General features: G+C 69.7%; 22 protein-coding genes and 2 tRNA genes. 13 read left to right on the forward strand and 11 right to left on the reverse strand.

The window, feature by feature from the left end:
• Positions 1–7 precede the first annotated feature (7 nt).
• The gene (locus HNR15_RS06555; protein WP_218883582.1) at positions 8–859 is read left to right on the forward strand and encodes a COG4705 family protein; all 852 of its coding nucleotides are present in this window, start codon (positions 8–10) and stop codon (positions 857–859) included.
• Positions 860–986: 127 nt separating this feature from the next.
• On the opposite strand, the gene HNR15_RS06560 is transcribed toward HNR15_RS06555, so the two are convergent.
• Positions 987–2,447 carry an HNH endonuclease signature motif containing protein gene (locus HNR15_RS06560; protein ID WP_179480146.1) on the reverse strand — a complete coding sequence of 487 codons (1,461 nt, stop codon included), beginning with the start codon at positions 2,445–2,447 and terminating at the stop codon, positions 987–989.
• Positions 2,448–2,728: 281 nt separating this feature from the next.
• Positions 2,729–3,166: a MarR family winged helix-turn-helix transcriptional regulator gene (locus HNR15_RS06565; RefSeq protein ID WP_179480148.1), complete on the reverse strand. Its 438-nt coding sequence runs from the start codon at positions 3,164–3,166 to the stop codon at positions 2,729–2,731.
• A gap of 73 nt (positions 3,167–3,239) precedes the next feature.
• On the opposite strand from HNR15_RS06565, the gene HNR15_RS06570 reads away from it, so the two are divergent.
• Positions 3,240–4,301, forward strand: coding sequence for an ABC-2 transporter permease (locus HNR15_RS06570; protein WP_343048446.1), 1,062 nt, complete (start codon positions 3,240–3,242; stop codon positions 4,299–4,301).
• 53 nt (positions 4,302–4,354) lie between these two features.
• On the opposite strand, the gene HNR15_RS18790 is transcribed toward HNR15_RS06570, so the two are convergent.
• On the reverse strand, positions 4,355–5,248 hold the full coding sequence (locus tag HNR15_RS18790; RefSeq protein WP_179480150.1) for a D-alanyl-D-alanine carboxypeptidase family protein: 894 nt from the start codon (positions 5,246–5,248) through the stop codon (positions 4,355–4,357).
• A gap of 309 nt (positions 5,249–5,557) precedes the next feature.
• On the opposite strand from HNR15_RS18790, the gene HNR15_RS06580 reads away from it, so the two are divergent.
• Both HNR15_RS06580 and HNR15_RS06585 read left to right on the forward strand, forming a co-directional pair.
• Positions 5,558–6,181: a hypothetical protein gene (locus HNR15_RS06580; RefSeq protein WP_179480152.1), complete on the forward strand. Its 624-nt coding sequence runs from the start codon at positions 5,558–5,560 to the stop codon at positions 6,179–6,181.
• Positions 6,182–6,457: 276 nt separating this feature from the next.
• The gene (locus HNR15_RS06585; protein WP_179480154.1) at positions 6,458–7,279 is read left to right on the forward strand and encodes a trypsin-like serine peptidase; all 822 of its coding nucleotides are present in this window, start codon (positions 6,458–6,460) and stop codon (positions 7,277–7,279) included.
• A 44-nt stretch (positions 7,280–7,323) separates the two neighbouring features.
• Here HNR15_RS06585 and HNR15_RS06590 read toward each other — a convergent pair.
• Positions 7,324–7,397 (reverse strand) — tRNA-Ile (locus tag HNR15_RS06590).
• Between the two features lie 306 nt (positions 7,398–7,703).
• Between HNR15_RS06590 and HNR15_RS06595 the strand changes: the two genes are divergently transcribed.
• Complete coding sequence (locus HNR15_RS06595) at positions 7,704–9,179, forward strand: LCP family protein (protein ID WP_179480156.1); 1,476 nt, start codon at positions 7,704–7,706, stop codon at positions 9,177–9,179.
• A 154-nt stretch (positions 9,180–9,333) separates the two neighbouring features.
• A complete protein-coding gene (locus tag HNR15_RS06600) occupies positions 9,334–9,849 on the forward strand; it encodes a DUF3145 domain-containing protein (RefSeq protein WP_179480158.1) in 516 nt (171 codons plus the stop codon).
• A gap of 104 nt (positions 9,850–9,953) precedes the next feature.
• Here the strand turns inward: HNR15_RS06600 and HNR15_RS06605 are convergent, their stop codons facing one another.
• The 6 genes from HNR15_RS06605 to HNR15_RS06630 form a co-directional block, all read right to left on the reverse strand.
• Positions 9,954–11,378, reverse strand: coding sequence for an acyl-CoA carboxylase subunit beta (locus tag HNR15_RS06605; RefSeq protein ID WP_179480160.1), 1,425 nt, complete (start codon positions 11,376–11,378; stop codon positions 9,954–9,956).
• Complete coding sequence (gene fabF / locus HNR15_RS06610) at positions 11,378–12,622, reverse strand: beta-ketoacyl-ACP synthase II (protein WP_179480162.1); 1,245 nt, start codon at positions 12,620–12,622, stop codon at positions 11,378–11,380. The genes HNR15_RS06605 and fabF overlap by 1 nt, the downstream gene beginning before the upstream one ends.
• A gap of 99 nt (positions 12,623–12,721) precedes the next feature.
• On the reverse strand, positions 12,722–12,970 hold the full coding sequence (locus tag HNR15_RS06615; RefSeq protein ID WP_179480165.1) for an acyl carrier protein: 249 nt from the start codon (positions 12,968–12,970) through the stop codon (positions 12,722–12,724).
• 97 nt (positions 12,971–13,067) lie between these two features.
• Entirely contained in the window at positions 13,068–14,150 is a 1,083-nt protein-coding gene (locus HNR15_RS06620; RefSeq protein ID WP_179480167.1) for a beta-ketoacyl-ACP synthase III, read from the reverse strand.
• On the reverse strand, positions 14,147–15,331 hold the full coding sequence (locus tag HNR15_RS06625; protein WP_179480169.1) for an acyltransferase domain-containing protein: 1,185 nt from the start codon (positions 15,329–15,331) through the stop codon (positions 14,147–14,149). The genes HNR15_RS06620 and HNR15_RS06625 overlap by 4 nt, the downstream gene beginning before the upstream one ends.
• Before the next feature lie 78 nt (positions 15,332–15,409).
• Positions 15,410–16,546: a PucR family transcriptional regulator gene (locus tag HNR15_RS06630; RefSeq protein ID WP_343048447.1), complete on the reverse strand. Its 1,137-nt coding sequence runs from the start codon at positions 16,544–16,546 to the stop codon at positions 15,410–15,412.
• Between the two features lie 151 nt (positions 16,547–16,697).
• Between HNR15_RS06630 and HNR15_RS06635 the strand changes: the two genes are divergently transcribed.
• Positions 16,698–17,747 (forward strand): glycerophosphodiester phosphodiesterase family protein, encoded by a 1,050-nt coding sequence (locus tag HNR15_RS06635; RefSeq protein ID WP_179480171.1) that lies wholly within the window; start codon positions 16,698–16,700, stop codon positions 17,745–17,747.
• A 107-nt stretch (positions 17,748–17,854) separates the two neighbouring features.
• Here the strand turns inward: HNR15_RS06635 and aceE are convergent, their stop codons facing one another.
• Positions 17,855–20,617 carry a pyruvate dehydrogenase (acetyl-transferring), homodimeric type gene (gene aceE / locus HNR15_RS06640; protein WP_179480173.1) on the reverse strand — a complete coding sequence of 921 codons (2,763 nt, stop codon included), beginning with the start codon at positions 20,615–20,617 and terminating at the stop codon, positions 17,855–17,857.
• A gap of 240 nt (positions 20,618–20,857) precedes the next feature.
• Here aceE and HNR15_RS06645 point away from each other — a divergent pair, with 240 nt between their 5' ends.
• The 6 genes from HNR15_RS06645 to HNR15_RS06675 all read left to right on the forward strand — a co-directional run bounded on the left by HNR15_RS06645 (position 20,858) and on the right by HNR15_RS06675 (position 24,816).
• Positions 20,858–21,277: a DUF3052 domain-containing protein gene (locus tag HNR15_RS06645; RefSeq protein ID WP_179480175.1), complete on the forward strand. Its 420-nt coding sequence runs from the start codon at positions 20,858–20,860 to the stop codon at positions 21,275–21,277.
• Positions 21,274–21,732, forward strand: a complete 459-nt coding sequence (locus HNR15_RS06650; RefSeq protein WP_179480177.1) for a peroxiredoxin — start codon at positions 21,274–21,276, stop codon at positions 21,730–21,732. Before HNR15_RS06645 ends, HNR15_RS06650 begins: the two co-directional genes overlap by 4 nt.
• A 55-nt stretch (positions 21,733–21,787) precedes the next feature.
• Positions 21,788–22,360 (forward strand): hypothetical protein, encoded by a 573-nt coding sequence (locus HNR15_RS06655; protein WP_179480179.1) that lies wholly within the window; start codon positions 21,788–21,790, stop codon positions 22,358–22,360.
• 48 nt (positions 22,361–22,408) lie between these two features.
• Positions 22,409–22,481: transfer RNA gene (locus HNR15_RS06660), tRNA-Val, on the forward strand.
• A 726-nt stretch (positions 22,482–23,207) separates the two neighbouring features.
• Positions 23,208–24,086 (forward strand): Nif3-like dinuclear metal center hexameric protein, encoded by an 879-nt coding sequence (locus tag HNR15_RS06670; RefSeq protein WP_179480181.1) that lies wholly within the window; start codon positions 23,208–23,210, stop codon positions 24,084–24,086.
• Entirely contained in the window at positions 24,076–24,816 is a 741-nt protein-coding gene (locus tag HNR15_RS06675; RefSeq protein WP_179480182.1) for a zinc ribbon domain-containing protein, read from the forward strand. The genes HNR15_RS06670 and HNR15_RS06675 overlap by 11 nt, the downstream gene beginning before the upstream one ends.

Below are 24,816 nucleotides of genomic sequence, written 5' to 3' on the forward strand. Positions count from 1 at the left end.
TCTCCGCGTGCCGACACCGCAGCCCCGTACGCGACCGACCGTCTTCCGCAGGCCTGATCCGATCGCCGCCAAGGTCCCCGAGATCACCGCACTCTTCTGGGTCGTGAAGGTGCTCACTACCGGCATGGGGGAGGCCGCGTCCGACTGGTTCGGCGGCATCAGCCTCGTCCTCGCCGGTGTGCTGGGGGTCGGAGGATTCGCGCTGGGCATGACGTTGCAGCTGCGCAGCACCCGCTACCGCGCGTGGACGTACTGGTTCGCGGTCGCGATGGTCGCGTTGTTCGGCACGATGGTGGCCGACGGCCTGCACATCGTCCTGGCGCTGCCGTACACGGTGACCACGGCGATCTACGCGCTGGCGCTCGCGTTCGTCTTCCACCGGTGGCATCGCAGCGAGGGGACGCTGTCGATCCACAGCATCACCACCAAGCGCCGGGAGACCTATTACTGGGTGACCGTGCTGCTCACCTTCGCCCTCGGGACCGCCGCCGGTGACCTGACCGCGACCACGATGCACCTCGGGTTCTTCGCGTCCGGTGTGCTCTTCGGGGCGGCGATCCTCGTGGTGCTGCTGGCGTGGCTCCTCGGGCTGGGCGCCATCGCGGCGTTCTGGACCGCGTACGTCCTCACCCGCCCGCTGGGGGCGTCCTTCGCCGACTGGTTCGGCAAGCCGCACTCGTTCGGTGCAGGCCTGGGGTACGGCGACGGTGTCGTCACCGGAGTGCTCACCCTGCTCATCGTCGTGCTCGTCGCCTATCTCGCGGCGAGTCGGCGTGACGTGCAGGCCGGCCAGCTCGATGCGACCGCCGCCCAGGACCTGCCGGTCGCCCACGCCGTGGTGGAGGGCGACGCCGTCTGATCCCCGAGGCGGCCACCATGGACAGCGGCAGCGTGGTGATCGCTATGGCTGCTCCGCCCGACCACGATCGGCGGGCCGCTGGGTGTGAACCATGCCGCAGGTCGTTCGGTCCGGCGGCGCTGCCCGGTCATGCCGCCGGGTCCCGGCTGGGTCGGGTGGGCATCAGGCCGGGGGTGGGGTCCCAGGTGACTCCGGTGGTGGTGACGTGGGCGCTCAGTAGGTCGCGGTGCACGATGGTGTGGTGTCTGGCGCAGAGCAGTGCTGCGTTGGTAAGGGTTGTTTCTCCGCCGGCCCACCAGGGCGTCACATGGTGGGCGTCGCACCAGTCCGGTGGTCGGTCGCAGCCGGGGAAGGTGCAGTGCCGATCTCGATGGATGATCGCGGTGCGTAGTCCTCCGGTGAAGAGGCGTTTCGCGCGCCCGACGTCGAGGGGTTCGGAGTCGGTGCCGAGGACGGTCGGGATGAGATCGGCGTCGCAGGCGAGTCGTCGCAGGGTGCCGGCATCGAGGTACTCCCCGTCGGTGGTGTGTCCGATGCCGGGTAGGTATGTCGGTGGGGATTGGCGGTTGTTCGGATCGTGTTGGCCGATCCAACCAGCTTCCTGAAGCCCTTCGTACAACGTGTTGTAGTCCAGGGTGACCAGGATCTTCGCGGTCCCGCCGAACTCACCCACGGGCCGACCGGCGGTGCCGTCGAGGACGCCTGCGGCCGTCTCAACCAGCCGCACCAGCGCATCCGCGCGGCGTTTGGCGGGGGTGCGGGTGTCCCGCTCGGGCGCACCGGTCCCGGTTTCGAGCAGTGGACCTGCACCCGTCGCACGTCCAGGGTCGCCGGTGTCGGAGCAGCCCGCCTCGTCGGTGTCGGTGGGGCTGGTTTGCGATCTGGGCGCGGGTGCGGACAGCGCGCGGAGGGCGTGTTTGACGGCGGCGGCGTGCCCGCCGGACAGTTCGGCGACGAACCTCGTCAGTCCACCGGGTAGGTCGGCCCAGTGCACCGATTCGCAGTCCTGCTGGCGTTCTTCATCCCGCACGAGGTGTTCGGGGGCGTATTCGCCGCGGATCCGGGTGCTGAGCTCGCGTAGGGCGCGGGGTCCGAAGCTGCTTAGCGACAGGTACCGCCCGAGCAGGTCGTCGCGATCCGCGCAGGGCAGTTGCGGCAGGATCTGGGGGAGTTCCCGCAGTGCGGCCGCCGCCACCGGGACGGTCGCCGCCCCGCTCGCGAGGGCGTCGGCGACGACGGTGTTGCGGGGGTCGGCGCAGTCCATCCCGACAGCCCCGACCCGGCGCACGACGACGGGGTCGACACCACGGGCCTGCTGGGCGACCCAGGCCGGTGCCCCGGTCGCGGTGGAGTTGGCGACCGTGCCCCGACCGAGGGCGTCCGCCGTCGCTAGGGCGGCAACGTTCTCTCCCCGCGCTCCGATCTGCAGCATCGACCCGACGACGTCGCCCAGCTGGGTCTCATCCAGTTGGTGCAGTGCACCGGGCCACTCGTCCAACGTGGTCTTGAACTCACTCAGCAGGCCCATCAACCGGGCACCGGTCCCCGGTGCGGCGGGCGCCTGCGGGTCGCTTGTCGACTGCGCCATGGCCCCTCCTCGAGCTGCTGATCCTCACGTCATCGGTATACCATGGATCATACGCGTGTTCGAACCAGGATGTAAAGGGTAATCCGGCGAATACATCTGCGAACGTTGAGTATTCGAACTGAGGTTATCCACATCCCCTCCTCCGCGGTGTGGGTTTCATGGGTTGTCCACACCTCACCGATCGCCCCCACCCGCCAACTGCGCATGGTGCGATACGGATGTGATCGTGTGCCATCTGGGGCGCACGAAATGCGCAGTGGGCCGATCGCGGATGCCGACGCTCAGCTGGAGCGCGCGTTGAAGCGCCTCAGCAGGTCGGCGAACTGGGTCACCTCGGCGTCCGTCCAGTCACTCACACGGTCCCGGATCGCCTCGATCCGCACCGTGTCCGACTGCTGCAGGATGTGGCGGCCCTCGGGGGTGAGCCTCAGCCACTGCGCGCGGCGTTCACCGGGAGCGGCCTCCCGCTCGATGAGTCCGCGCTGCTCGAGGACGGCGATCTGCCGGCTCGCCGTGGACTTGTCGATCTGCAGATCGGCCGCCACGTCGACAGCGGTCGGGTGTGGTCGTGCGGTGACCGCGGACATCAACGTTGCCTCCGCGAATGTGATTTCCGGCACGTTGGTGCTCCACTCGCGCCGCAATCTCCTTGCGAAAAAACGTAGTTCGACGAGCACGACCCGTAATGGCTCGTCGCGCGATTTGCTCTCCGTCTTCATAGGCATACTATAGATACAGAAGTTGCATCTACCAACTTCAGACTCGGACGGTAGTAGGAGGAGAACGGTGAAGGTGAGCGGACCGCAGCAGGTGGTGCCGATGAAGACGGTGCTGTCCCATGTGCTGGTGCCGATCGTGATGGGCCTGGTGATGGCAGCGGCGTACCTCGGCGGCTTCCACAAGCCGGCACCTCACAACGTGCCGCTGGCCGTCGTGGGGACGACGCAGCAGGCGCAGCCGATCGCCGACGCGCTGCAGCATGCTGTCGGTGACGCGGCGACGGTGCGGGTCGTGCCGAACACGGCCGAAGCCACCCGCGAGATCCAGCAGCTCGACCTCTCCGGCGCGTACGTGCCCGGAGCTCACCAGGCAGTCCTCCTGACCGGGTCGGCCGCCTCAGACAGCACGAAGACCGTGGTGACACAGGTCTTCTCGCCGGTCGCTCTCAAACAGGGTGTGCCGCTGTCGGTCAAGGACGTGGCACCCGTGACCGCGGGCGACCCGATTGGTCAGAACGGCTTCTTCTTCCTCGTCGCGCTCACCGTCGGCGCCTACGCGACCTCGATCGCCATCGGTGCGGCAGCCGCCTCCCGGCGCTTCCGGGACCGCGTCGGCCTTGCCGCCGGTGCTGCCGTGGTGCTCTCGACGGCCGAGCTCGCCGTCGCCCACTTCGGCTACGACATGTTCGGCGGTCACGTCCCGGCCGTCTGGGGTCTGTCGATCCTCTACACGGCGGCCGTGATGTTCGTCGGCGTCGGACTGCACCCGCTGGTCGGACGGTTCAGCACGCTGCTCTACTCCGCCGTCTTCGTCGCACTGAACTTCACGAGCTCCGGGGGAGTCTTCTCACCCGTCCTGCAGCCGGCGTTCTTCGGCTGGCTGCACCACTTCTGGATCGGTGCCGGGTTCGTGGAGACGCTGCGCCGGATGTTCTACTTCCCGGCCGTCGGCCTCGGCGGACCGCTGGCGATCCTGTTCGGATGGCTCGTGCTCGGCATCGCCTGCCTGGGCCTCGGGTACGCCGTGGAGCAGCGCCGTGCGCGTCGTACGGCGACCGGCACGCACGTCGACCGCTCCACCGGTCGGCTGGACTCCGCCACCGAGGAGGAGCTGGAAGAGGACGTCGCCGTCTGAGCTTCGACCCCCACCATCCCCGATCCCGACGTGCCGATCCCGGCGCGTCGGGATCAGTACGTCGGGGCGGCCGGCAGTCCGAACAGGTCCTCCTCGGTCACGATCTGGCGTGCGTGCACGTAGGCGGTCAGGGAAGTGCCGAGGTATCGCACGTGCCACGGCTCGGACTGCCATCCGGTGATTGCGGTCTTCCCCACCGCGTTGCTGAGGATGAAGCCGTACCGCCACGCGTTGGCCGCGATCCACCGACCCGTGGCGGTAGTCGTGGTGCATGACGCATTCGTGCACGGGGCATTGGTGAGGTCGGCGGCCAGGCCCAGCTGGTGCTCGCTGAACCCCGGGCGCGCAACGAGGTTGTCGGCCACCTTCTGCCCGTACTGCTTCACGTCCTGGTCGTAGAGCGCGCTCTGCGATGCGTAGGAGCGGTACCCGCTGTTGACGCCCGTGGTCAGCCCCGCGGCCGCGGCGCCGGCGATGAGCTGCCTCACGGCGGTCGCCGCGCTGGCGGTGAGCTGGCGCGAGCCGACGGTCTGCAGCCCTGACGGCGCGTAGGTCGACGGCAACGCGTTGCGCTTGTTGGTCATTCGCCACAGCGCGCCCGCCAAGGACGTGGCCGACGTACTCGCCTCGACGGTCGACGTGGCGTAGCCCGGCGCGGTGACGACGTACGAGTTGCGCGACCCGCTCGGCTGCCAGAGGACGAGCAGGGCGTGGCCGGTCACCGAGGTGCTGGATCCGATCAGCGAGCCGCCCGCGTGCCGCACCGTCACGACCGTGCCGGACGGCACGCTCACCCAGAGAGCGGTCTTGGTCGGCAGGAGCGCGTAGGGGGCCACCGACATCGACGGGAGGGTGCTCGCGGCTCGGGCGCTCGGTGCCGACACGGCCAGGGTGGCGAGGACGGCGATGAGCGCCGCGAGGAGGGATGTGGTGAGTCGACGCTTCACGACTGCTGGACCTTTCGTGCGACCCGGTCAGGATGATGACCGGACATCAGGCCTCGGCAGGAGGCCGTCACCAACGACACGGTAGACCGACCGGACGTCTCCGCGTCATTACGGCACCGATCGACTCGGCGGGTCTAGCCCCGCGCTCGCAGCGGGTGCTCACCACGAGCGGACCGGTCTGTGCCCCCGGGCCCGGAACGCCACCGGCCGGCCGCGCCGTTCGCAGCTTTCGCTCAGGGGTGACTTCTAACGTCCGAAGCACCTACGCAAAGCGGATCGAACAAGTCCTGGCCGAACAGGGAGCTGATCATGCCTCTTTCTCGCGTCGTCGCCGTACCGGCCCTCCTCAGCCTCGCCCTGGTCGCCGGCTGCAACAACTCGAGCTCCGGGTCGTCGTCGTCCGGGGGAGCAGCCGACTCCTCCACCAGCTCCTCGGCCGCGTCGAGCACGAGCTCCAGCGGCTCGAGCACCGCCGCCAGTTCAGCGGCGAGCCCCACGAATGCGGCCGCGAGCTGTCCGAGTTCCAACACACGCTCGTTCGCCAAGACCCGCTTCGTCACCGATATCGGCCTGACCGTCGGCACGTTCCACCGCTGGATCTGGAAGCCGTACAAGGCTGGGACGTTCCACAAGGGCTCCCATGGCCGGATCCGGGCGGTCGTCAAGGGCGCCGCGGTGGCCGGGCTGGACCTGCATCTGATGAACAACGCCAAGAAGAACGTCGAGGCCAACCCGACCCTGTGCAAGGACCTGGCCGCGCCGATCCAAAGCGCGGTCACCAGTCTCACCAACCTCGAAGGCAAGATCACCAGCGGTGACTACGGATCGCTGACCACCCTGGAGAGCACGCTCTCGGGCATCCTGAGCACCGGCAACAAGCATGGCCTCGGCATCACCGAGTCCACCGACGAGAGCAAGGCCTCGCAGGGCTGAGAGCCCGCGCGAACCGCCGAGCAGCAGCCCGGAACCTGGGCTGGTCTGCCACCACATCGACGACTCGGTCGCGGCGTGCGTCACGGCGGACAAGCCGGCGTCGATAACTCTTCCTCGCGATTTCAGGCGCGATCGACCTGCCCATTTCCCACGCTTCGGCCGCAGTCTGCGGGAGACTCGCCTCGTCATGCCCACTGCTCGATGACGACGCCCGACTGCCCTCAGGGGCAGCCCGAGGCGGGGCGGCCGTCCGTGTACCTGAACAGGAGCACACCGATGAAGCGTGTGATCGCAACGATCGCGGCCGGGCTCGGCGCCGCGGGGACCGTGCTCGGTGCGGCGACCGCACCGGCGTCCGCCGCGTCCTCCGTGCCTTCCGCACGCGCCACGACGCCGACGGCGACCACCTCCCCGGGCGTACCCACCGTCGGAACGCTCTTCACGGACGGATTCCCCGGACGGCACAGCTGCACGGCGAGCGTCATCGCCAGCCCGACCCATGACCTGCTGCTGACGGCCGGCCACTGCGTATCGGGCACCGCGGCCGGGTGGCTGTTCGTGCCCGCCTACGACGGGACGTCCGCGCTCCGGCCGGCGCCGTACGGCGTGTGGAAGGTCGAGCGCGCCTACGTCGCACCGCGCTGGAAGAGCGTGCACGACACGCAGTACGACTACGCGATCCTGCAGGTCGCGGGGCAGCGCCATGGCTGGCGAACTGTGCAGGTGCAGGACCTCACCGGCGGCAACGTGCTCTCCACGGCTCCGCAACCCGGGACCGAGATCACCGATGTGGCCTACAACGGCGGTGCCAGCCGACCCGTCAGCTGCACCGTGCCGACCTATCTCACCGACGGCTATCCCGCTTTCAACTGTGACGGCTACGTCGGCGGCAGCAGTGGCAGCCCGTGGTTGTCCGCCATCCCCGGCTCACAGCTCAAGGCGGTCCGCGGCGTCATCGGCGGCCTGCACCAGGGTGGCTGCTACTCCTACACGTCCTACAGCTCGTCCTTCACGTCCGAGGTGTTCGCCGTGTACAACCGCGCCGTGTCCGGCTCGGCGCCCGACACGGTGACGCCAGCCGGCAGCGACGGCTGCTGACAGCCCGACGCGCAGGTGGGAACGCTTCTGCGCGCGCATCCGAGTGGGGCGGCTGGGGCTTGAACCCAGGACCGACGGATTATGAGTCCGCTGCTCTGACCAGCTGAGCTACCGCCCCCAGCGCACGCACCCTACCCGGCGAGGCACCGAACGCGGTCGCGGTGCTCAGGGTGCGCACGGCGGGCGTACAGGGGGTCGGGAGTGAGCCCTGTCACCCTCGCTCCTGCGTAGTCCCGCGGCATCGCGCACGAAGCGTTCGCGAACCGCCGCCAACCTGAGAGCCACGGAAAGGTTCGATGGTTATCGTGCCCAGGGCTCACGCCACTGCTCATCGACCTCTGCCAGGAAGCACCGCATTCATGATCTCCCGCCCGCGCCTACGCGGACATCTCGTTGACCCACTGCCGACGGCGGTGGGTCGCCGATGAGTGACGACGGACGCAAGGGACCGGACGCCCAGGGGCCGGGCGCGCGGCTGCCCCGCCCCCGCCCCCGCGGCGAGTCGGCGGGCGGGCCGAGCGGTGCACCGCGAGACGGTGCACCGCGAGAGGGCCGGCCCGCCGGCGCCACCGGCAATCGGTCCGCGGCGGCTGAGCGGGCCGCGCTGCGGCGTACCCATCTGAGGCGGCGCATCCTGCTCGGTCTGGCCGCGGTCATGGTCGTCATCGTCGCGGCCGGCGCGCTGGTCGTACATCACCTGAACGGCAACATCCGCACGGTCGCGATCCCCAAGGGCCTGGTGGGCACCGAGACGACAGACGCCAAGGGCCGCGCCCCGATCAACGTCCTCGTCATGGGGTCGGACACCAGAGGCAGCTCGGCCGACTGCGCTATCGGTGGGGGATGTCAGGCATCGACGAGCACGGCGTCGGGCAAGAGCGCCACGTCGCTGGCAGCGAACGCCGACGTCGAGATGCTCGTGCACATCTCCGCCGACCGCAGCAACGCCACCATCATGAGCATCCCGCGGGACACCGTGGTCGACATCCCCGAGTGCACGGACCCAGCGACCGGGCAGCCCGTCGCCGCACACCAGGAGCGCATCAACAGCTCCCTGCAGTACGGCCCGAGCTGCACGCTGCAGACGGTGCACAACCTGACGGGGGTGCCGATCGACCACTTCGCGGTCATCGACTTCTCCGGCGTCGTCACGATGTCGGACGCGGTCGGCGGAGTGAACGTGTGCGTCAACCACGACGTCTACGACACCTACTCCCACCTGAAGCTCAAGAAGGGTTCGCACACCCTCAAGGGCAAGTCGGCCCTGGAGTTCCTGCGGACGCGGCACGGTTTCGGTGACGGTAGCGACATCGGTCGCACCGTGGCCCAGCATCTCTTCCTGTCCGCGATGCTGCGTCAGATGGAGAGCGCGTCGACGCTGGCGAACCCGGTCCGTCTCTACGATCTCGCGAACGCGGCGACCAAGGCAGTCACGGTCGACAACGGTCTGGGCGACATCGGCAAGCTCACGGGGCTGGCCAAGGAGCTGAACAAGATCCCCAGTAAGCGCATCACGTTCACCACCATGCCGAACATCCCCGACCCGCAGAACCAGGCCGAGGTCGTGCCGGCGAGCAACGCGGCCGCACTCTTCGCCAAGATCAAGTCGGACACCTCGCTCACCGCCTCGCCGGAGAAGACCCCGACGGGTGGCAGCTCATCGACCTCGGGATCCTCATCGAGCGTGACCCCGTCGCCGAGCGGCGGCACGACGCCGGGGGAGGGCACGACGCCCACCACGGGCGCCACCAGCAGCGGCACCGACTACGCCACCACCGTCGACAAGGCGGTGGGCTGCGCCCAGGTCGCCCAGGTGGCGACCGTGCAGATCAACGGCATCGCGATGACCCCCATCCAGGCGTACGCCGCGTCACCGAACGTGCCCGATTCGGCGCCGTGACCGCTCGGAGAACGATCGGACGTTAAACCTGGTGCTCATGTGACGAATGGGGCACAATGAGCGGCAATTGAATCTGCAGTACGCCACGCATGCCGTCGGCTCGTTTCACCGTAGGTCGTTGGGGAAGACGTCCCTCATGGTGAAGGAGGCTCGGATGTCCGTGGCAGGTAGTCGCGCCGTCGCGCGCGGGGTCGTGTTCATCCACTCGGCCCCCACCGCGTTGTGCCCGCACATCGCCTGGGCGCTGGAGAGCGTGCTGGGCCAGTCCGTCGCGCTCGAATGGACCGCGCAGCCGGTCGCGTCCGGCATGGTGCGCACCGAGCTGTCCTGGATGGCCGATCCGGGCACCGGCGCCCGGCTGGCCAGCACGCTGCGGGGCTGGGACCACGTGCGATACGAGGTCACCGAGGAAGCCAGCCCCGGAGTCGACGGCTCACGCTGGGCGCACACCCCGAATCTCGGGATCCACCACACCTGGACCTCGACGTCGGGGGACGCGGTCATCCACGAGGACCGGCTCCGGTCGGCCCTCGCGGAGTGCGGGGGAGACCCTGAGGTGTTCCGTGCCGAGATGGCCGAGCTGCTCGGGACCGCGTGGGACAAGGAGCTGGAGCCCTTCCGGTACGCCGGAGACGGCGCCACGGTGCGCTGGCTGCACCGGGTGTCCTGACCTGGCGCCACCTGCTCATCGAGGGGTAGCGAAACGGTCGAGGGGTGGCGATATATCGCCACCCCTCGACCGTTTTCCGTACCCCTCGACGGAGGGGCGCGGGATCAGAGCGGGATGTTGCCGTGCTCCCCGCGTCGCTGCGGGGCTGCCGCGATGGCGGTGGCGAGAGCAGTGCGGGTGTTGGTCGGCTCGATGACCTCATCGACCACGCCGATCTCGACCGCGCGCGGCAGACCGCCCGCGAGGACCGCGTGCTCCTCGGCCAGCTCGTTCTCGACCGTCACGCGCTCGGCCGGGTCGACCTCCGCGAGGCGGCGCCGGTGCAGGATCCGCACGGCGGCGACGTGGCCCATGACCGCGACCTCCGCCGTCGGCCAGGCGAAGACCCGGGTCGCACCGAGCGAGCGGGAGTTCATCGCGATGTACGCGCCGCCGTACGTCTTGCGGGTCACCAGCGTCACCCGGGGCACCACGGCCTCGGCGAACGCGTGCAGCAGCTTGGCGCCGCGTCGTACGACGCCGTCCCACTCCTGGCTGACACCGGGCAGGTAGCCCGGCACGTCCACGAGCACCACGAGGGGGATGCCGAACGCGTCGCACATCCGCACGAAGCGGCTGGCCTTCTCCGCGGACGTCGCGTCGAGGCAGCCGCCGAGGCGCAGCGGGTTGTTGGCGATCACGCCGACGGTGCGGCCGCCGAGGCGACCGAGGGTGGTCACGATGGACGGGGCCCAGCGCGGGTGCAGCTCGACGCAGTCCTCGACGTCGTCGACCACGTCCGCGATGAGCGGGTGCACGTCGTACGCGCGCTTGGCCGACTCCGGGAAGGTCGCGGCGAGGTCGCGGTCCTGCACCGACGGCACATCCATCCTGCCCTGGTCGGACAGCAGGCTGACCATCTGCCGGCCGCGGTCGTAGGCCTCCTCGGTGGTCTCGGTGGCCACGTGCACCACGCCCGAACGGCGGCCGTGCGGTTCGGCGCCGCCGAGCCGGGCGGCGGTGACGTTCTCACCGGTCACCGAACGCACGACGTCCGGCCCGGTCACGAAGATCAGCCCGTCCGGGCCGAGGATGACGATGTCGGTGAGCGCCGGGCCGTACGCCGCGCCGCCGGCCGCGGCGCCCAGCACCACGGAGATCTGCGGGATCTTGCCCGATGCGCGGGTCATGATCGCGAACATCTCGCCCATGCCGTTGAGGGAGACCACACCGTCGGCCAGCCGCGCACCGCCTGAGTGCCATAGGCCCACGATCGGCGAATCATCAGCCAGCGCACGCTCGTACGCCGCGACGATCACGCCGCAGCCCTCGGCGCCGAGCGCTCCGCCCTGGATGCGCGGGTCCGCGGCGAAGACCACGGTCGGGACGCCGCGCACCGTGCCGGTGGCAGCGAGCATGCCGCTGCGGTCCTGTGGCGAGATGAGCTGGAGCGAGCCGTCGTCCAAGAAGGTCGTGAGCCGGGTCAGTGGGTCGCGCGGGTCCGCTTCCTCGACGGGGGCCGGAGCGGGTGCGTGGTCGGTGGACGTCATCAGATGCTCTTCACTGTCAGGGCCACGTTGTGGCCGCCGAATCCGAAGGAGTTGTTGAGGGCGGCGATGTCGCCGTCCGGCAGCTTGCGGTGCTCACCGCGTACGACGTCGAGCGAGATCTCGGGGTCGAGGTTGTCCACGTTCGTGGTGGCCGGGATGATCCGGTGGTAAAGGCTGAGCACGGTGATCAGCCCCTCCAACGCGCCCGCCGCACCGAGCAGGTGCCCGGTCATCGACTTGGTCGCCGTGATCGAGATGTCGTCGGTCGCGTCGCCGAACGCCCTTCGGATGGCATTGGATTCGGCGATGTCGCCCACCGGGGTGGAGGTGGCGTGCGCGTTGATGTGAATGATGTCGCGCGGCGACAGGTCGGCCCGTTCGACGGCCTCGAGCATCGCGCGGGAGGCCCCCGCGCCCTCCGGCTCGGGGGCGGTGATGTGGAAGGCGTCGGCCGACATGCCGATGCTCGCCAGCTCCGCGTAGATGCGGGCGCCGCGGGCCGTGGCGTGCTCGTAGGACTCCAGCACCAGGACGCCTGCACCCTCGCCGATGACGAAGCCGTCGCGGTCCACGTCGTAGGGACGCGAGGCGTGGGTCGGGTCGTCGTTGCGGGGTGAGAGCGCGCGCATCGCGGCGAAGCCGGCCATCGGCAGCGGGTGGATCGCGGCTTCGGTGCCGCCGGCGACGACGACGTCGGCGCGGCCGTCGCGGATCATCGCGGCGGCGTAGCCCATGGCCTCTGCACCGGAGGCGCACGCGGACACGGTGGTGTGGGCTCCGGCGCGACCGCCGAGCTCGAGGGACACGTTTCCGGATGCGGTGTTGGGCATCAGCATCGGGACGGTCAGGGGGTAGATCCGGCGCGGACCCTTCTCCTTTAGCACGTCGTACTGGTCGAGCAGGGTGTGCACACCGCCGATGCCGGTGCCGATCGCGACACCGAGACGCTCGGGATCGACCTCCGGTGTGCCGGCGTCGGCCCAGGCCTCACGGGAGGCGATCATCGCGTACTGCGCCGACGGGTCCATCCGACGGATCTCGACCTTCTTGAGCACCTCGGAGGGGTGCTGCTTGATGGTCGCGGCGAAGGTGACGGGGAGGTCGTAGCGGTCCAGCCATTCCTGCGGCAGCGGACGGGCTCCCGACTCGCCTGCGAGCAGCGCCTCCCAGGTCTGCGTCATGGTGCCACCCAGGGGAGTGGTCGCACCGAGTCCGGTGACGACGATGCGCCGGTCTGCGGTCATGGGATGAAACTCCTTGAAGGTCAGTGCTGCTCGAAAGCCGCTCGAAGGGTGCGACCGGTCCGGGTGGCCCGTGTCGACGGGCCACCCGGAAGGTCGTGGTCAGCCCTGTGCGGTCTGGATGTACTTGACGGCGTCGCCGACGGTCGTGAGGTTCTTGACCTCGTCGTCGGGGATGGTCACGCCGAACTTCTCCTCGGCGTTGACCACGATCGTCATCATCGACAGCGAGTCGATGTCGAGGTCCTCGGTGAAGGACTTGTCCGGCTGCACGTCGGCCGCGTCCACCCCGGTCTCCTCGTTGACGATCTCCGCGAGTCCGGACAGGACCTGCTGCTCGTCTTGCGCCATGCTGTTCTCCTTTGATTAGGCTGTGCTACAACGGTTTTCATCTGGGCTGACCCGGATTTCCCGCCGAGCCTCGGGTGTCTGTGTGGTGGTGCTGCGCCTAGGGCAGTCGGACGACCTGTGCGGCGTACGCGAGTCCGGCGCCGAAGCCGATCTGCAGGGCCAGTCCGCCGTGGGGCACTTCCCCCTCGCGCAGCATCCGCTCGGTCGCCAGCGGGATGGACGCCGCGGACGTGTTGCCCGTCTCGGCGATGTCCCGCGCCACGGGGATGTCCGCGGGCAGCTTCAGCTGCTTGATCATGGCGTCGGTGATGCGCATGTTGGCCTGGTGCGGGACGAACGCGTCCAGGTCGGAGGCGGTGATGCCGGCGGCCTCGATGGCTTGCTGCGCGACCGGCGCCATCGACCAGACCGCCCAGCGGAAGACCGTCTGACCGGCCATCTTGAGGGTGGAGGCCTCGGTGGCGTCCATCGCTCCGGCGGCGACCCAGTCGGCCGGCTCCCCGGTGGTCGCCTCCTGCAGCTGCAGGGCGACGATTCGGTCCCAGGGGACCCGCTGGGAGATGGCCTCCCACTTCTCGCCGTCCGAGCCCCACACGGTGGGGCCGATCCCCGGGGTGTCGGTCGGACCGATCACCGCAGCGCCGGCGCCGTCCGCGAAGATGAACGCCGATCCGCGGTCGCGTTTGTCGGTGATGTCGGACAGCTTCTCCACGCCGACCACCAGGACGTACTCGGCACTTCCGCCGCGGACCATGTCCGAGGCGAGCGAGACGCCGTGGCAGTAGCCGGCGCACGCGGCCGAGATGTCGAACGCCGCGGCGTCCTTCGCACCGATGCGAGTGGCGAGCATCGGTGCTGCGGCGGGCGTCTGCATGGTGTGGGTGACAGTGGCGACGATGACCGCACTCAGCTGGTCGGCGGTGATCCCCGCCATCTCCAGCGCCGGAGCGGCGGCCTCGGCGGCCATGTCGACGATCGTCTGCTCCTCGCTCGCCCAGCGGCGGGAGATGATCCCGGTCCGCTCACGGATCCAGGTGTCGGAGGAATCGATCCAGGTGCAGACCTCGTCGTTGGTGACGACCCGCTCGGGGCGGTAGCCGCCGATCCCGAGCATCCCGGCGTACCGCGCACCGACCGACGACTGCAGCATGCCGGTGCCCTTGGGGACGGGACCGCTCATCGTCCGGTGCCCGTCGGGTGCAGGCGCAGCAGAGGTTGGCCGGGCGCGACCGGGTCACCGTCCTCGGCCAGCCACTCGATGACCTGACCGCCGTGGGGTGAGAGGACGGGGTGACTGTCCCGCAGCGTCGTGACCTGCGCGATCGTGTCGCCGGGATGCACGGTCGTGCCCACGGCGCTGGTGTCGAGCGCCACCGTGCCCTTGCTCGGGGAGATGACCAGCCGCCAGGACGGCGCGATGCCGCCGTCGTGGGGTTCGCCGTGCTCGCCGACCATCCGGATCGCCTTGTCGATGTCGTCGGGCGTCTTGAGCGCCAGCGTCTCCACACCCGGCATGCCGCGCTTGGCGAGGCCCACCAGCGTGCCCGCCGGCGGGATCTCGATCAGTCCGGTGACGCCCATGGACGCCAGCGTCTCCATCGTCAGATCCCATCGGACGGGATTGCGGACCTGGGACACGATCCGGCTCAGCACCTCACGGCCCTGGTGCACGACCTGGCCGTCCTTGTTGCTCACCAACGGGATCCGCGAGTCGTGGGTGGAGATGGCGCCCGCGAAGTGGGCGAGGCGATCGACGGCCGACGCCATGTGCTCGGTGTGGAACGCCCCGGCGACCTGCAGGGGCATCACGCGCGCCTTGGCCGGGGGAGCGGCCTTCAACTCGGCCAACTGCTCGAGGGTGCCCGCAGCGACGACCTGCCCCGCGACGTTGATGTTCGCGGCGGTCAGTCCGTGTGCCGCCAGCGACGCCCGGACGTCGTCGGGGTCGCCGCCGACGACGGCGCTCATGCCCGTCGGTCGTACGGCGCTCGCCTGGGCCATCGCGGCGCCACGCTCGCGTACGAAGACCATGGCCTGTTCGGCGGAGAGCACTCCGGCCGCGGCGGCCGCGGTGATCTCACCGACCGAGTGGCCGGCGCCCGCGCCGACGAGGCGGAAGCCGTCGGCGGGATGGTCGAAGAGAGCCAGCAGGGTGAGCAGCCCCGAGCCCACGATGAGGGGCTGGGCGACGGCCGTGTCCTTGATGGTCTCGGCGTCGGAGGTGGTCCCGTGGGCCACCAGGTCCATCCCGGCCACCGCGGAGAGCCAGGCGAGTCGTTCGGGGAAGCCCGGCACCTCCAGCCACGGGGCGAGGAATCCTGGGGTCTGCGAGCCTTGTCCGGGGCACACGATCGCTAGCACTCGTTCATCGTGCCGCGACGGGGCGCGGGATCCTGGGTGCCCATTGGACCAAGTTGCCCCCCTGGTTTTGGAGGTTTGCTACAAGTCCGGCAGATGCGAGATGGCCAGGGCGAGCCGCACCGTGAAGGCTTCGCGCGGCCGGGTCAGATCGCAGTCGGTGAGGCCGTGGATCCGGCCGAGGCGGTAGCGCACCGTGTTGGGGTGTACGAAGAGCAGGCGCGCGGTGGCTTCGAGGCTGCCCTGGTCGAGGTAGGCGGTGGCGGTCTCGTGCAGTGCCGGGTGGTCGGCCAGGGTGTGCGCGACCTTGTCCACGAGCCGCCGCCGCGCCCGCGTGTCGCCGGCGAGGGCCCGCTCCGGCAGCAGCTCGTCGGCCAGACAGGGTCGCGGTGCCTCGGGCCATGCAGGTGCAGCGCTCTGCCCGGCCAGCGCGGCGCGCGCGCTGCGGCCGGCGGCGTACAGGTGCGGCACCTTCGGCCCGATGACGACCGGGCCTTCCGCCCACTGCGAGGTGATGGCGCTGACGGCGGCCAGGACGTCGTCCACCCCGCCGATGATCGCGATCAGCCGTCGTCGCTGGACCGCGGCGAGCAACGGCAGGTCGCGTCGTAGAGCTTCTCTTCGCAGCGAATCCACTGTCTCGGCACCGGGACCGGCAGGTGCTGTGCCCACGACGACCACGATGTCGTGCACCTCGTCCCACCCCAGGGCCGACACCCGCGAGGTGAGCGACTCATCGGCCTCGCCACGCAGGATCGCGTCGACCACGAGGGACTCCAGGCGCGCGTCCCAGGCGCCGCGGCTCTCGGCGGCAGCGGCGTACACCTGCGCCGCGCCGAAGGCGATCTCGCGGGAGTAGGTGAGCACTGCCTCGCGCAGCCGGGTCTCCTCGCCGGGTGCCGCGAGCATGCCGACGTGCTGCTCGACCACGTCGATGACCGTGCGGACCAGGTCGAGGGTCTGCCGCAGGGTGACGGTGCGCATCAGGTCGCGCGGGGCGCTGCCGAAGACATCGGTGGCCACCGAGGGCGCCTCCGACTGATCGCTGTGCCAGGAGATGAACGCCGCGATGCCCGCTTGCGCGACCAGGCCCACCCACGACCGGTCGGACGCCGACAGCTCCTGGTACCACTGGTAGGACGTCTCCATCTGGTGCACGGCGGCGGTCGACAGCTCACCCGCGTGCTGCTCCAGGCGACGGTGTGTGGGGGTACTCACGTGCCCAGGGTATTTGTATGACCTCGATAACCGAGGACAATCGCTCGCCGCGATGTGCCGCGGGGCCGGTTTGCCCGCCGTTCACGACCTCGACACGGGCCCGGCATGTCGCTTCCACCGGCACGTCGTACGCGGGTGATCGCGTGGGGGCATGAGCCTCGAGGCCGGCGGCGCCGGTGGACGTGAACCCCTCATCGTCGGTCACCGCGGAGCCTGCGGTTACCGCCCCGAACACACGGTGGAGTCGTATCGGCTCGCCGCCCGACTCGGCGCGGACTCCCTGGAGCCCGATCTGGTGATGACCTCCGATGGGCAGCTGATCTGCCGCCACGAGCCGGAGCTGTCCCGTACGACGGACGTGGCCAACCGCGCCGAGTTCGCCGACCGGCGTACGACGCGGAAGGTGGGGGAGGTCGAGGTCACCGGGTGGTTCGCCGACGACTTCACGCTGGCCGAGATCGGAACCCTGTGGGCGACCGAGCGGCTCGCGCAGCTGCGGCCGTCCAACACGATCTACCACGGGCGGTGCCGCGTGGCGTCGTTCGACGACCTGCTGCGGGTGCGCGCCCAGGTGTCGCGCGAGCTCGGTCGCAAGATCGGCCTGAGCGTGGAGCTCAAGCATCCCTCGCACTACCGCGCGATGGGCATGGACATGGAGCGGGCCGTGCTCGACGGGCTGCGGCGCGGCGGGGCGGTCGACGGCAGCGTGCCGGTCTACCTGCAGTCCTTCGAGTTGCACAGTCTGATCCGGCTGCGCGACGAGCTCGGGGTGACGTTGCCGCTGATCTTTCTGCTGGAGAACGGCGGCGTGCCCCCCGGCTTCGCTGACTGCGCGGATCACGGCACGTACGACGAGATGCTGACCGCCCGCGGGCTGCGCCTGCTATCGAGGTGGATCGACGGCATCGGACCGAGCAAGGCGCGGGTCTTCCCCCGCCGGCCCGACGGCACACTGGGCATGCCCAGCCGGCTGATCCGGGACGCGCACGCCGCCGGGTTGCGTGTGCACGTCTGGACCTTCCGCGCCGAGAACGCCTTCCTGGCCGAGGACATGCGGCGCGGCTGGCGCGAGGCGGACTGGGGCGACGTCCTCGGTGAGATGCGCAGGTTCCTGCGCGCCGGGGTCGACGCGCTCATCTGCGATCAGCCCGACATCGCCGTGCTCGCGCGCGACGAGGTGCTCAGCCGCCAGCCGTCCTGAGGCGGCGTACGCCGATGCGCACGGTGACGGTGGCGCAGTGAGCGCCGAGAGGCACAGGTCGGCCTGTGCCTCTCGGTCATATCGGAGTCACCGTCGCGGCTGCGCGATCAGGCCTCGCCGCCCGCGTTGCCCGAGGCACCCGCCGTCACGTCGAGCAGCTTGTACCTCTCGGCGGCCTCACGTGCCCTCGACGCATCGATCTCGCCGCGGTCGGCCAGGGCCTGCAGCGCCCGCACCGCCATCGACGGTCCGTCGATGTGGAAGAAGCGCCGAGCCGCCTGCCGGGTGTCGCTGAAGCCGAACCCGTCGGCGCCCAGCGTCACGTAGTCGCCCGGCACCCACTGGCGAATCTGATCCTGCACTGCACGCATCCAGTCCGAGACCGCGACGACGGGGCCGGGTGCGTCCTGCAGCCGCTTCGTCACGTAGGGGACGCGGCGTTCCTCGTCGGGATGCAGGAAGGCGTGCTCGTCGCAGTCCAGCCCGTCGCGGCGCAGCTCGTTCCACGAGGTCACCGACCACACGTCGGCCACGACGCCGAAGTCGTCCTTGAGCAACTGCTGCGCCTCGAGCGCCCACGGCACACCCACACCGGAGGCGAGAAGCTGCACCCGGGGAGCGTCGTCGCCGACGCCCTCGGTGCTGCCGTCGGCGATGCGGTGCATGCCGCGCAGGATCCCCTCGGCGTCGACGTCCTCCGGCTCGGCCGGCTGCTGCATCGGCTCGTTGTAGACCGTGAGGTAGTAGATGACGTTCTCGGGGTTGTCGCCGAACATCCGACGGATGCCGTCCTGCATGATGTGCGCCGTCTCGTAGGCGTACGCCGGGTCGTAAGCGACGACAGCGGGATTCGTCGACGCCAGCAGGTGCGAGTGGCCGTCTGCGTGCTGCAGGCCCTCACCGGTCAGCGTGGTGCGTCCGGCGGTGGCTCCGATGAGGAAGCCGCGCGCCATCTGGTCCGCAGCCGCCCAGATGAAGTCGGCTGTGCGCTGGAAGCCGAACATCGAGTAGAAGACGTAGATCGGCACCATCGGGATGCCGTGCGTCGCGTACGACGTGCCGACCGCGGTGAACGCCGCGACCGATCCGCCCTCGTTGATCCCCAGGTGCAGGATCTGCCCGTCGGTGGCCTCCTTGTAGGCCAGCATCAGCTCGGCGTCCACGGAGGTGTAGTTCTGCCCGTGCGGGTTGTAGATCTTCGCGGTCGGGAAGAAGCTGTCCATCCCGAAGGTGCGTGCCTCGTCCGGGATGATCGGCACGATGTGCTTGCCGAAGTCCTTGTCCCGCATGAGGTCTCGCAGCCCGCGGACGAACGCCATCGTCGTGGCGACCTGCTGCTTGCCCGACCCCTTCTTCGACGACGCGTAGGCGCTGTCGCCGGGCAGTTTGAGCGAGACGCCCTCGGTGCGCCGGCTCGGCACCCCGCCGCCGAGCTTGGTACGCCGCTCGCGCAGGTACTCGATCGCGGGGTCCTTCTCGCCGGGGTGGTAGTACGGCGGTAGGTAGGGGTCGTCCTCCAGCCGTTGGTCGGTCACCGGGATCTCGAGCGAGTCGCGGAAGTTCTTCAGATCATCCAGCGCCAGCTTTTTCATCTGGTGCGTGGCGTTGCGCCCGGCGAAGTGCGTGCCGAGCGAGTAGCCCTTGATGGTGTGCGCCAGGATCACGGTCGGCTGACCGTGGTGTTCCATGGCGGCCCGGTACGCGGCGTACACCTTGCGGTAGTCGTGCCCGCCGCGCTTGAGCTTCCACCAGATGTCGTCGTCGGACCAGTCCTTGACCATGTCGCGGGTGCGCGGGTCGCGACCGAAGAAGTGCTCGCGCACGTAGGCGCCGTCGTTGGCGCGGAAGGTCTGGTAGTCACCGTCCGGGGTGGTGTTCATCAGGTGTACGAGCGCGCCGTCGCGGTCGGCGCCGAGCAGGGTGTCCCAGCCGCGGCCCCAGATGCACTTGATGACGTTCCAGCCGGCGCCGCGGAAGAACGACTCCAGCTCCTGGATGATCTTGCCGTTGCCGCGGACCGGTCCGTCGAGGCGCTGCAGGTTGCAGTTGACGACGAAGGTCAGGTTGTCCAGCCCCTCGACCGCCGCGAGCTGCAGCAGCCCACGCGACTCCGGCTCGTCCATCTCGCCGTCGCCCAGGTAGGCCCAGACGTGCTGCTGGCTGGTGTCCTTCAGACCGCGACCGTGCAGGTAGCGGTTGAACTGCGCCTGGTGGATGGCGTTCATCGGGCCGATGCCCATCGACACCGTCGGGAACTCCCAGAAGCCCGGCATGTTGCGCGGGTGCGGGTAGGACGGCAGGCCCATCCGCCGACCGTCGATCCGGTGGGACTGCTCCTGCCGGAAGCCGTCGAGCTGGTCCTCGGTGAGGCGCCCCTCGAGGAACGCGCGGGCGTAGATGCCCGGGGAGGCGTGTCCCTGGATGAAGACCTGGTCGCCGCCGCCCGGGTGGTCCTTGCCGCGGAAGAAGTGGTTGAAGCCGACCTCGTAGAGCGTGGCGGCCGACGCGTACGTCGAGATGTGGCCGCCGACACCGACCTCCGGCCGCTGCGCGCGGTGCACCATGATCGCGGCGTTCCAGCGCATCCAGGCGCGGTAGCGGCGTTCGACCTCCTCGTCGCCGGGGAACCACGGCTCGGACTCGGCGGGGATGGTGTTGATGTAGTCGGTCGCCGTCAGCGACGGCACCCCGATCTGCCGTTCGCGGGCACGCTCCAGCATCTTGAGCATCACGTAGCGTGCCCGCGCCTGCCCGCCCTCATCGATCACGGCGTCCAGGGAGTCCAGCCATTCGGCGGTCTCCTCGGGGTCGATGTCCGGCAGCTGGCTGGGAATCCCGTTCAGGATCGGGCCTGCTTCTTCGCGTGCCACGAGTGGCTCCTCTCATGTGCGTAACCGACATCTTCTACCTGCGCACTCACCGGCTGCGACTCGCGGTCGGTTACTTTCGGGTACGAGCGGGTAGGGGCCATCAGGGCGGTTCGCGCCGTCCACGTATCGCGGATCGGTTGCAAATGCAGGCCGTTGCAGGTGGACTAAGCCGCGACATCCCCGAACCGTGCAGGACATCACCGACAGCAGGCCCCTTGGGCCGGCGCAGAAAGGACGGCTGTGGCCCGAGATGGAGAGGCGACGCTGGGCGGACGCCTCGGATTCACCGACGGACAGATCGTGCAGGAGATCGGCTGGGACGACGACGCCGACGAGGGCTTCCGCGAGGCGATCGAAGGCGTCATCGGCTCGCAGATCGAGGACGAGGACTTCGACGGTGTGGTCGATGCCGTGCTGCTGTGGTGGCGCGAGGGTGACGGTGACCTGATCGACGACTGCGTCGACGCACTGTCCGGGCTGGCCGACAAGGGATTCGTCGTGCTGCTCTCTCCCCGCAGCGGGCACCCGGACACCGTCGAGCCGGCGGACATCGAGGAAGCAGCGCAGACCGCCGGCCTCAAGGCGTCCGCGCCGGTGAAGGCGGGCGCCGACTGGATCGCGACCAAACTCGTCCAGGGCGGCACGGCGAAACAACGATGACTATCTCTGTCGGGTCGAAGGCTCCGGACTTCACCCTCAAGGACCAGTTCGGCCAGGACACCTCACTGGCGTCCCTGCACGCCGACCGGGCCGTGCTGCTGGTCTTCTACCCCTTCGCGTTCTCGGGTATCTGCACCGGTGAACTGTGCGAGATCCGCGACGACATCTCCCGCTTCGTCAACCCCGACGTGCAGGTCGCCGGGATCTCGTGCGACCCGATGTACACGCAGCGGGCCTGGGCCGACGACCAGGGATTCAGCTTCCCGCTGCTGTCGGACTTCTGGCCGCACGGCGAGGTCGCGCGCGCGTACGACGTCTTCCTGGAGCCGGCCGGTATGGCGGTGCGGGGCACCTTCCTGATCGACACCGACGGTGTCGTGCGCTGGACCCTGGTCAACGGGCCGGGCGAGGCACGCGACTTCAGCGGGTTCCACGAGGTGCTCGCAGCGCTCTGAGGCGCGCGGCCGGATATCCGCCGGATCCCGCTCGCGATCTGGGAGGCTTTCGGCCATGAGCGACGACGGGGGTCAGGGCCGCGACACCAGCGGATACGGCGCGATGCCGCAGGAGCACATCGGCTTGGGGAAACCGGTCACCTCGGTGCCGAAACCGCTCGATATGGCCGTGAAGCTCATGTACCTCGGCGCTGCCCTGACGTTGATCGGCCTGATCTACAGCGCCTTCAACACCGGCCGGGTCCACGACGCGCTCGTCAAGAGCAATGACAAGAAGACCGGGAACGCCCACCTGAGTGCCAGTGCGATCGATACGGCGGCGCACGTCATCGTCATCGTCTCCGTGGTCATCGGCGTTCTCACGATGCTCATCTGGATCGCGATGGCCGTCCTGAACCGCCAGGGGCGCAACTGGGCCCGCATCGTGGCCACCGTGCTCTTCGGCCTCTCGGCGGTGAGCTTCCTCTACACCGTGATCGCCGTCGCGTCGCAGGGCGGCGGGTCGCTGAGTGTGGTGGTGAGTGTCCTGAACTTCCTGATCGGCCTGGCAGCGGTGGTGCTCATGTGGCGCCCGGAGAGCTCGGCGTACTACCACCGGAACGACAACCGGCAGCAGCAGTACGCCTGAACCCGTCGAGCGGCGGGGTCGTCTAGGATCACCACGCTCCGTCGCTCGGGGCCTGTAGCTCAGTTGGTAGAGCACCGCGTTTACACCGCGGGTGTCGTCGGTTCGAGCCCGGCCGGGCCCACCCATCGTTCGTCCCAGGCGGGCTGCCACAGCTCGGTGCGGTGGCCCCTCGGGGTCGTTGACCCGCCCGAACCGGCGGGTCCTTCCACCTCCTGCAGCTCATCCGTGACGTCGGCTCCACGCTCGCGCAGCTGCGCGAGCATCGCGTCCAGGTCGCGGACCCGGAAGTCGATCATGCATCGCTGGTCGGAGGACCTGAGGTAACCGGTGCCGGAGTCGATTGTCGCGAAGGCGGTCGACCCGGCGTCCGGACGCCGCAGGCCGTGTCCGTCGGCGTTCAGGCCGAAGGCCTCGCGATACCGGGCGCCGAGAGCCGCCGGGCCGCCGCTCGCAGAAAGTAGCCGCCGATGCCGAGCACGCGTTCCACCCGAACAGCCAGTCAGGACGGCTGCGGTGTCTGCGCGGTCGCCCGGACGCGCGCCGGGTGCAGGAAAGTGAGCGCAGGGCCGAATTCCTTCGCGACGGGCCGGCCGTGGCGCGGGAACGTGACCGCGAGGCCGATCACCCACCCCAGTTCCGTCAGCCCGGGCGAGATCCCCAGCGCTCCTCTAGGCCGCCTGAGAACGCAACCCACCGGCCGAAGTGATCGCACGGGCCCACGTCCTACACCTACGGCGTCCAGCAGCGTTGGAAAGTGACCGCGCGGCCCGCATCCCACCCGTGGCGCGTACGGCGCATCCGCGACGGGCTAAGACGTGCGCGCCACCTGCTGGTACGAATGGTCGCCATGACGACGAGTGCGCACGACATGAGCCTGGCCCAGGTGGTGGCGGTGCTGGACGGGTTCTATCCGCCGGAGACGGCGGCGTCGTGGGACCAGGTCGGGCTGGTCACCGGCGATCCGGCGCAACCCGTACGCCGCGTGCACTTCGCCGTCGATCCGACCCGGGCGGTCGTCGACGAGGCCGTCGAGGCCGGGGCCGATCTGCTGGTCACCCACCATCCGCTGTTGCTGCGGGGGGTGCACTCGGTCGCCACCACCACCGCCAAGGGTGCCGTCGTCACCACGGCCGTCGTCGCCGACCTGGCTATCTACTGCGCGCACACGAACGCCGACATCGCCCGGCCCGGCGTCAACGACGCCCTGGCGGCTGCGGCCGGACTGTCCGACGACTGCGCGCCGTTGGGCATGGAGGACGGCCAGCCGATCGGGCGCGTCGGCCGTCTGCCCGAGGCGGTGACGCTGCGGGAGTTCGCGACCCGCCTGGCCGACGCGCTGCCTGCGACGCCGGTCGGCCTACGCGTCGCAGGGGATCCGAGCGCCCTGGTGCAGACCGTGGCGGTGATGGGCGGGGCGGGCGACGACCGCTTCGACGACGTACGCGCCCACGGCGCCGACGTCTACGTCACGGCCGACCTGCGCCACCACCCGGCGCTCGAAGCGCGGGAGGAGGCGGGCGACGGACCGCCGTACCTGATCGACGCCGGGCACTACGCGACGGAGCACCTGTGGCTCGCCGCGGCGGCGTCGCGTCTCGCGGAGGCGCTGCAGGCACGTATCGTCACGCACGTCTCCGATCTGCGGACCGACCCGTGGGACTTCACCGTGGGACGCCCGACCCCGGATCGCACACCTCAATACTCCAGGAGCTCCCATGAAAGCTGACACCAGTCGCCAGTGGCGGTTGCTCGACTTGCAGAAGCTCGACACCCGCCTGGACCAGATCGCGCACCGGGAGCGCACCCTCCCGCTCAACGCCGAGGTCGAGCAGGCCCAGCAGCAGGTCCGCACCGTCGAGGAGGAGGTCGTGCTCGCGCGCACGGCGTTGTCCGATGTCGACCGTGAGATCACCCGGGCAGACGTCGACGTGCAGCAGGTCCGCGACCGTGCGGCGCGCAACCAGTCCCGGCTCGACGCCGGTCAGGGCACTGCCAAGGACCTGCAGGCGCTGCAGCACGAGCTGGAGGCACTGGCGCGGCGGCAGGGGGACCTGGAGGAGATCGAGCTGGAGGTCATGGAGCGCGCCGAGGAGCTGCGCACCACGCTGGCCCGACGCGAGGAGGAGTTGGAGACGGGTCGCGCCCGCCTGGACAAGCTGGAGGGCGAGCGTGGGGGAGAGCTGCGCGAGCTCACCACCGAGCGGGAGCGGATCACCGCGGACCGCTCCAATGTCGCGGCCGGGGTCGGCCAGGACCTGCTCGACCTCTACACCCGGATCCGTGAGCAGCGGGGCGGTATCGGCGCGGCCGCGTTGAGTCAACGGCGTTGCGGTGGTTGCGGACTGGAGATCGATCAGTCCGAGCTGGCGCGCATCCGCGGGGCGGCCGACGACGAGGTGCTGCGGCACGACGAATGCGGACGCATCCTGGTGCGGACCGCGGAATCGGGGCTGTGA

The sequence above is a fragment of the Allobranchiibius huperziae genome (assembly GCF_013410455.1).
GTDB classification, from domain to species: domain Bacteria; phylum Actinomycetota; class Actinomycetes; order Actinomycetales; family Dermatophilaceae; genus Allobranchiibius; species Allobranchiibius huperziae.

Excerpts from the sequence above, each read along its gene's own strand:
- HNR15_RS06580 (WP_179480152.1), top strand. The coding sequence starts at position 5,558 with ATGCCTCTTTCTCGCGTCGTCGCCGTACCGGCCCTCCTCAGCCTCGCC.
- HNR15_RS06655 (WP_179480179.1), top strand. The coding sequence starts at position 21,788 with ATGAGCGACGACGGGGGTCAGGGCCGCGACACCAGCGGATACGGCGCG.
- HNR15_RS06615 (WP_179480165.1), bottom strand. The coding sequence starts at position 12,970 with ATGGCGCAAGACGAGCAGCAGGTCCTGTCCGGACTCGCGGAGATCGTC.
- HNR15_RS06635 (WP_179480171.1), top strand. The coding sequence starts at position 16,698 with ATGAGCCTCGAGGCCGGCGGCGCCGGTGGACGTGAACCCCTCATCGTC.
- HNR15_RS06675 (WP_179480182.1), top strand. The coding sequence starts at position 24,076 with ATGAAAGCTGACACCAGTCGCCAGTGGCGGTTGCTCGACTTGCAGAAG.
- HNR15_RS06605 (WP_179480160.1), bottom strand. The coding sequence starts at position 11,378 with ATGACGTCCACCGACCACGCACCCGCTCCGGCCCCCGTCGAGGAAGCG.
- HNR15_RS06595 (WP_179480156.1), top strand. The coding sequence starts at position 7,704 with ATGAGTGACGACGGACGCAAGGGACCGGACGCCCAGGGGCCGGGCGCG.
- HNR15_RS06620 (WP_179480167.1), bottom strand. The coding sequence starts at position 14,150 with ATGAGCGGTCCCGTCCCCAAGGGCACCGGCATGCTGCAGTCGTCGGTC.
- fabF (WP_179480162.1), bottom strand. The coding sequence starts at position 12,622 with ATGACCGCAGACCGGCGCATCGTCGTCACCGGACTCGGTGCGACCACT.
- HNR15_RS06600 (WP_179480158.1), top strand. The coding sequence starts at position 9,334 with ATGTCCGTGGCAGGTAGTCGCGCCGTCGCGCGCGGGGTCGTGTTCATC.
- HNR15_RS06650 (WP_179480177.1), top strand. The coding sequence starts at position 21,274 with ATGACTATCTCTGTCGGGTCGAAGGCTCCGGACTTCACCCTCAAGGAC.
- HNR15_RS06560 (WP_179480146.1), bottom strand. The coding sequence starts at position 2,447 with ATGGCGCAGTCGACAAGCGACCCGCAGGCGCCCGCCGCACCGGGGACC.
- HNR15_RS06670 (WP_179480181.1), top strand. The coding sequence starts at position 23,208 with ATGACGACGAGTGCGCACGACATGAGCCTGGCCCAGGTGGTGGCGGTG.
- HNR15_RS06565 (WP_179480148.1), bottom strand. The coding sequence starts at position 3,166 with ATGAAGACGGAGAGCAAATCGCGCGACGAGCCATTACGGGTCGTGCTC.
- HNR15_RS06585 (WP_179480154.1), top strand. The coding sequence starts at position 6,458 with ATGAAGCGTGTGATCGCAACGATCGCGGCCGGGCTCGGCGCCGCGGGG.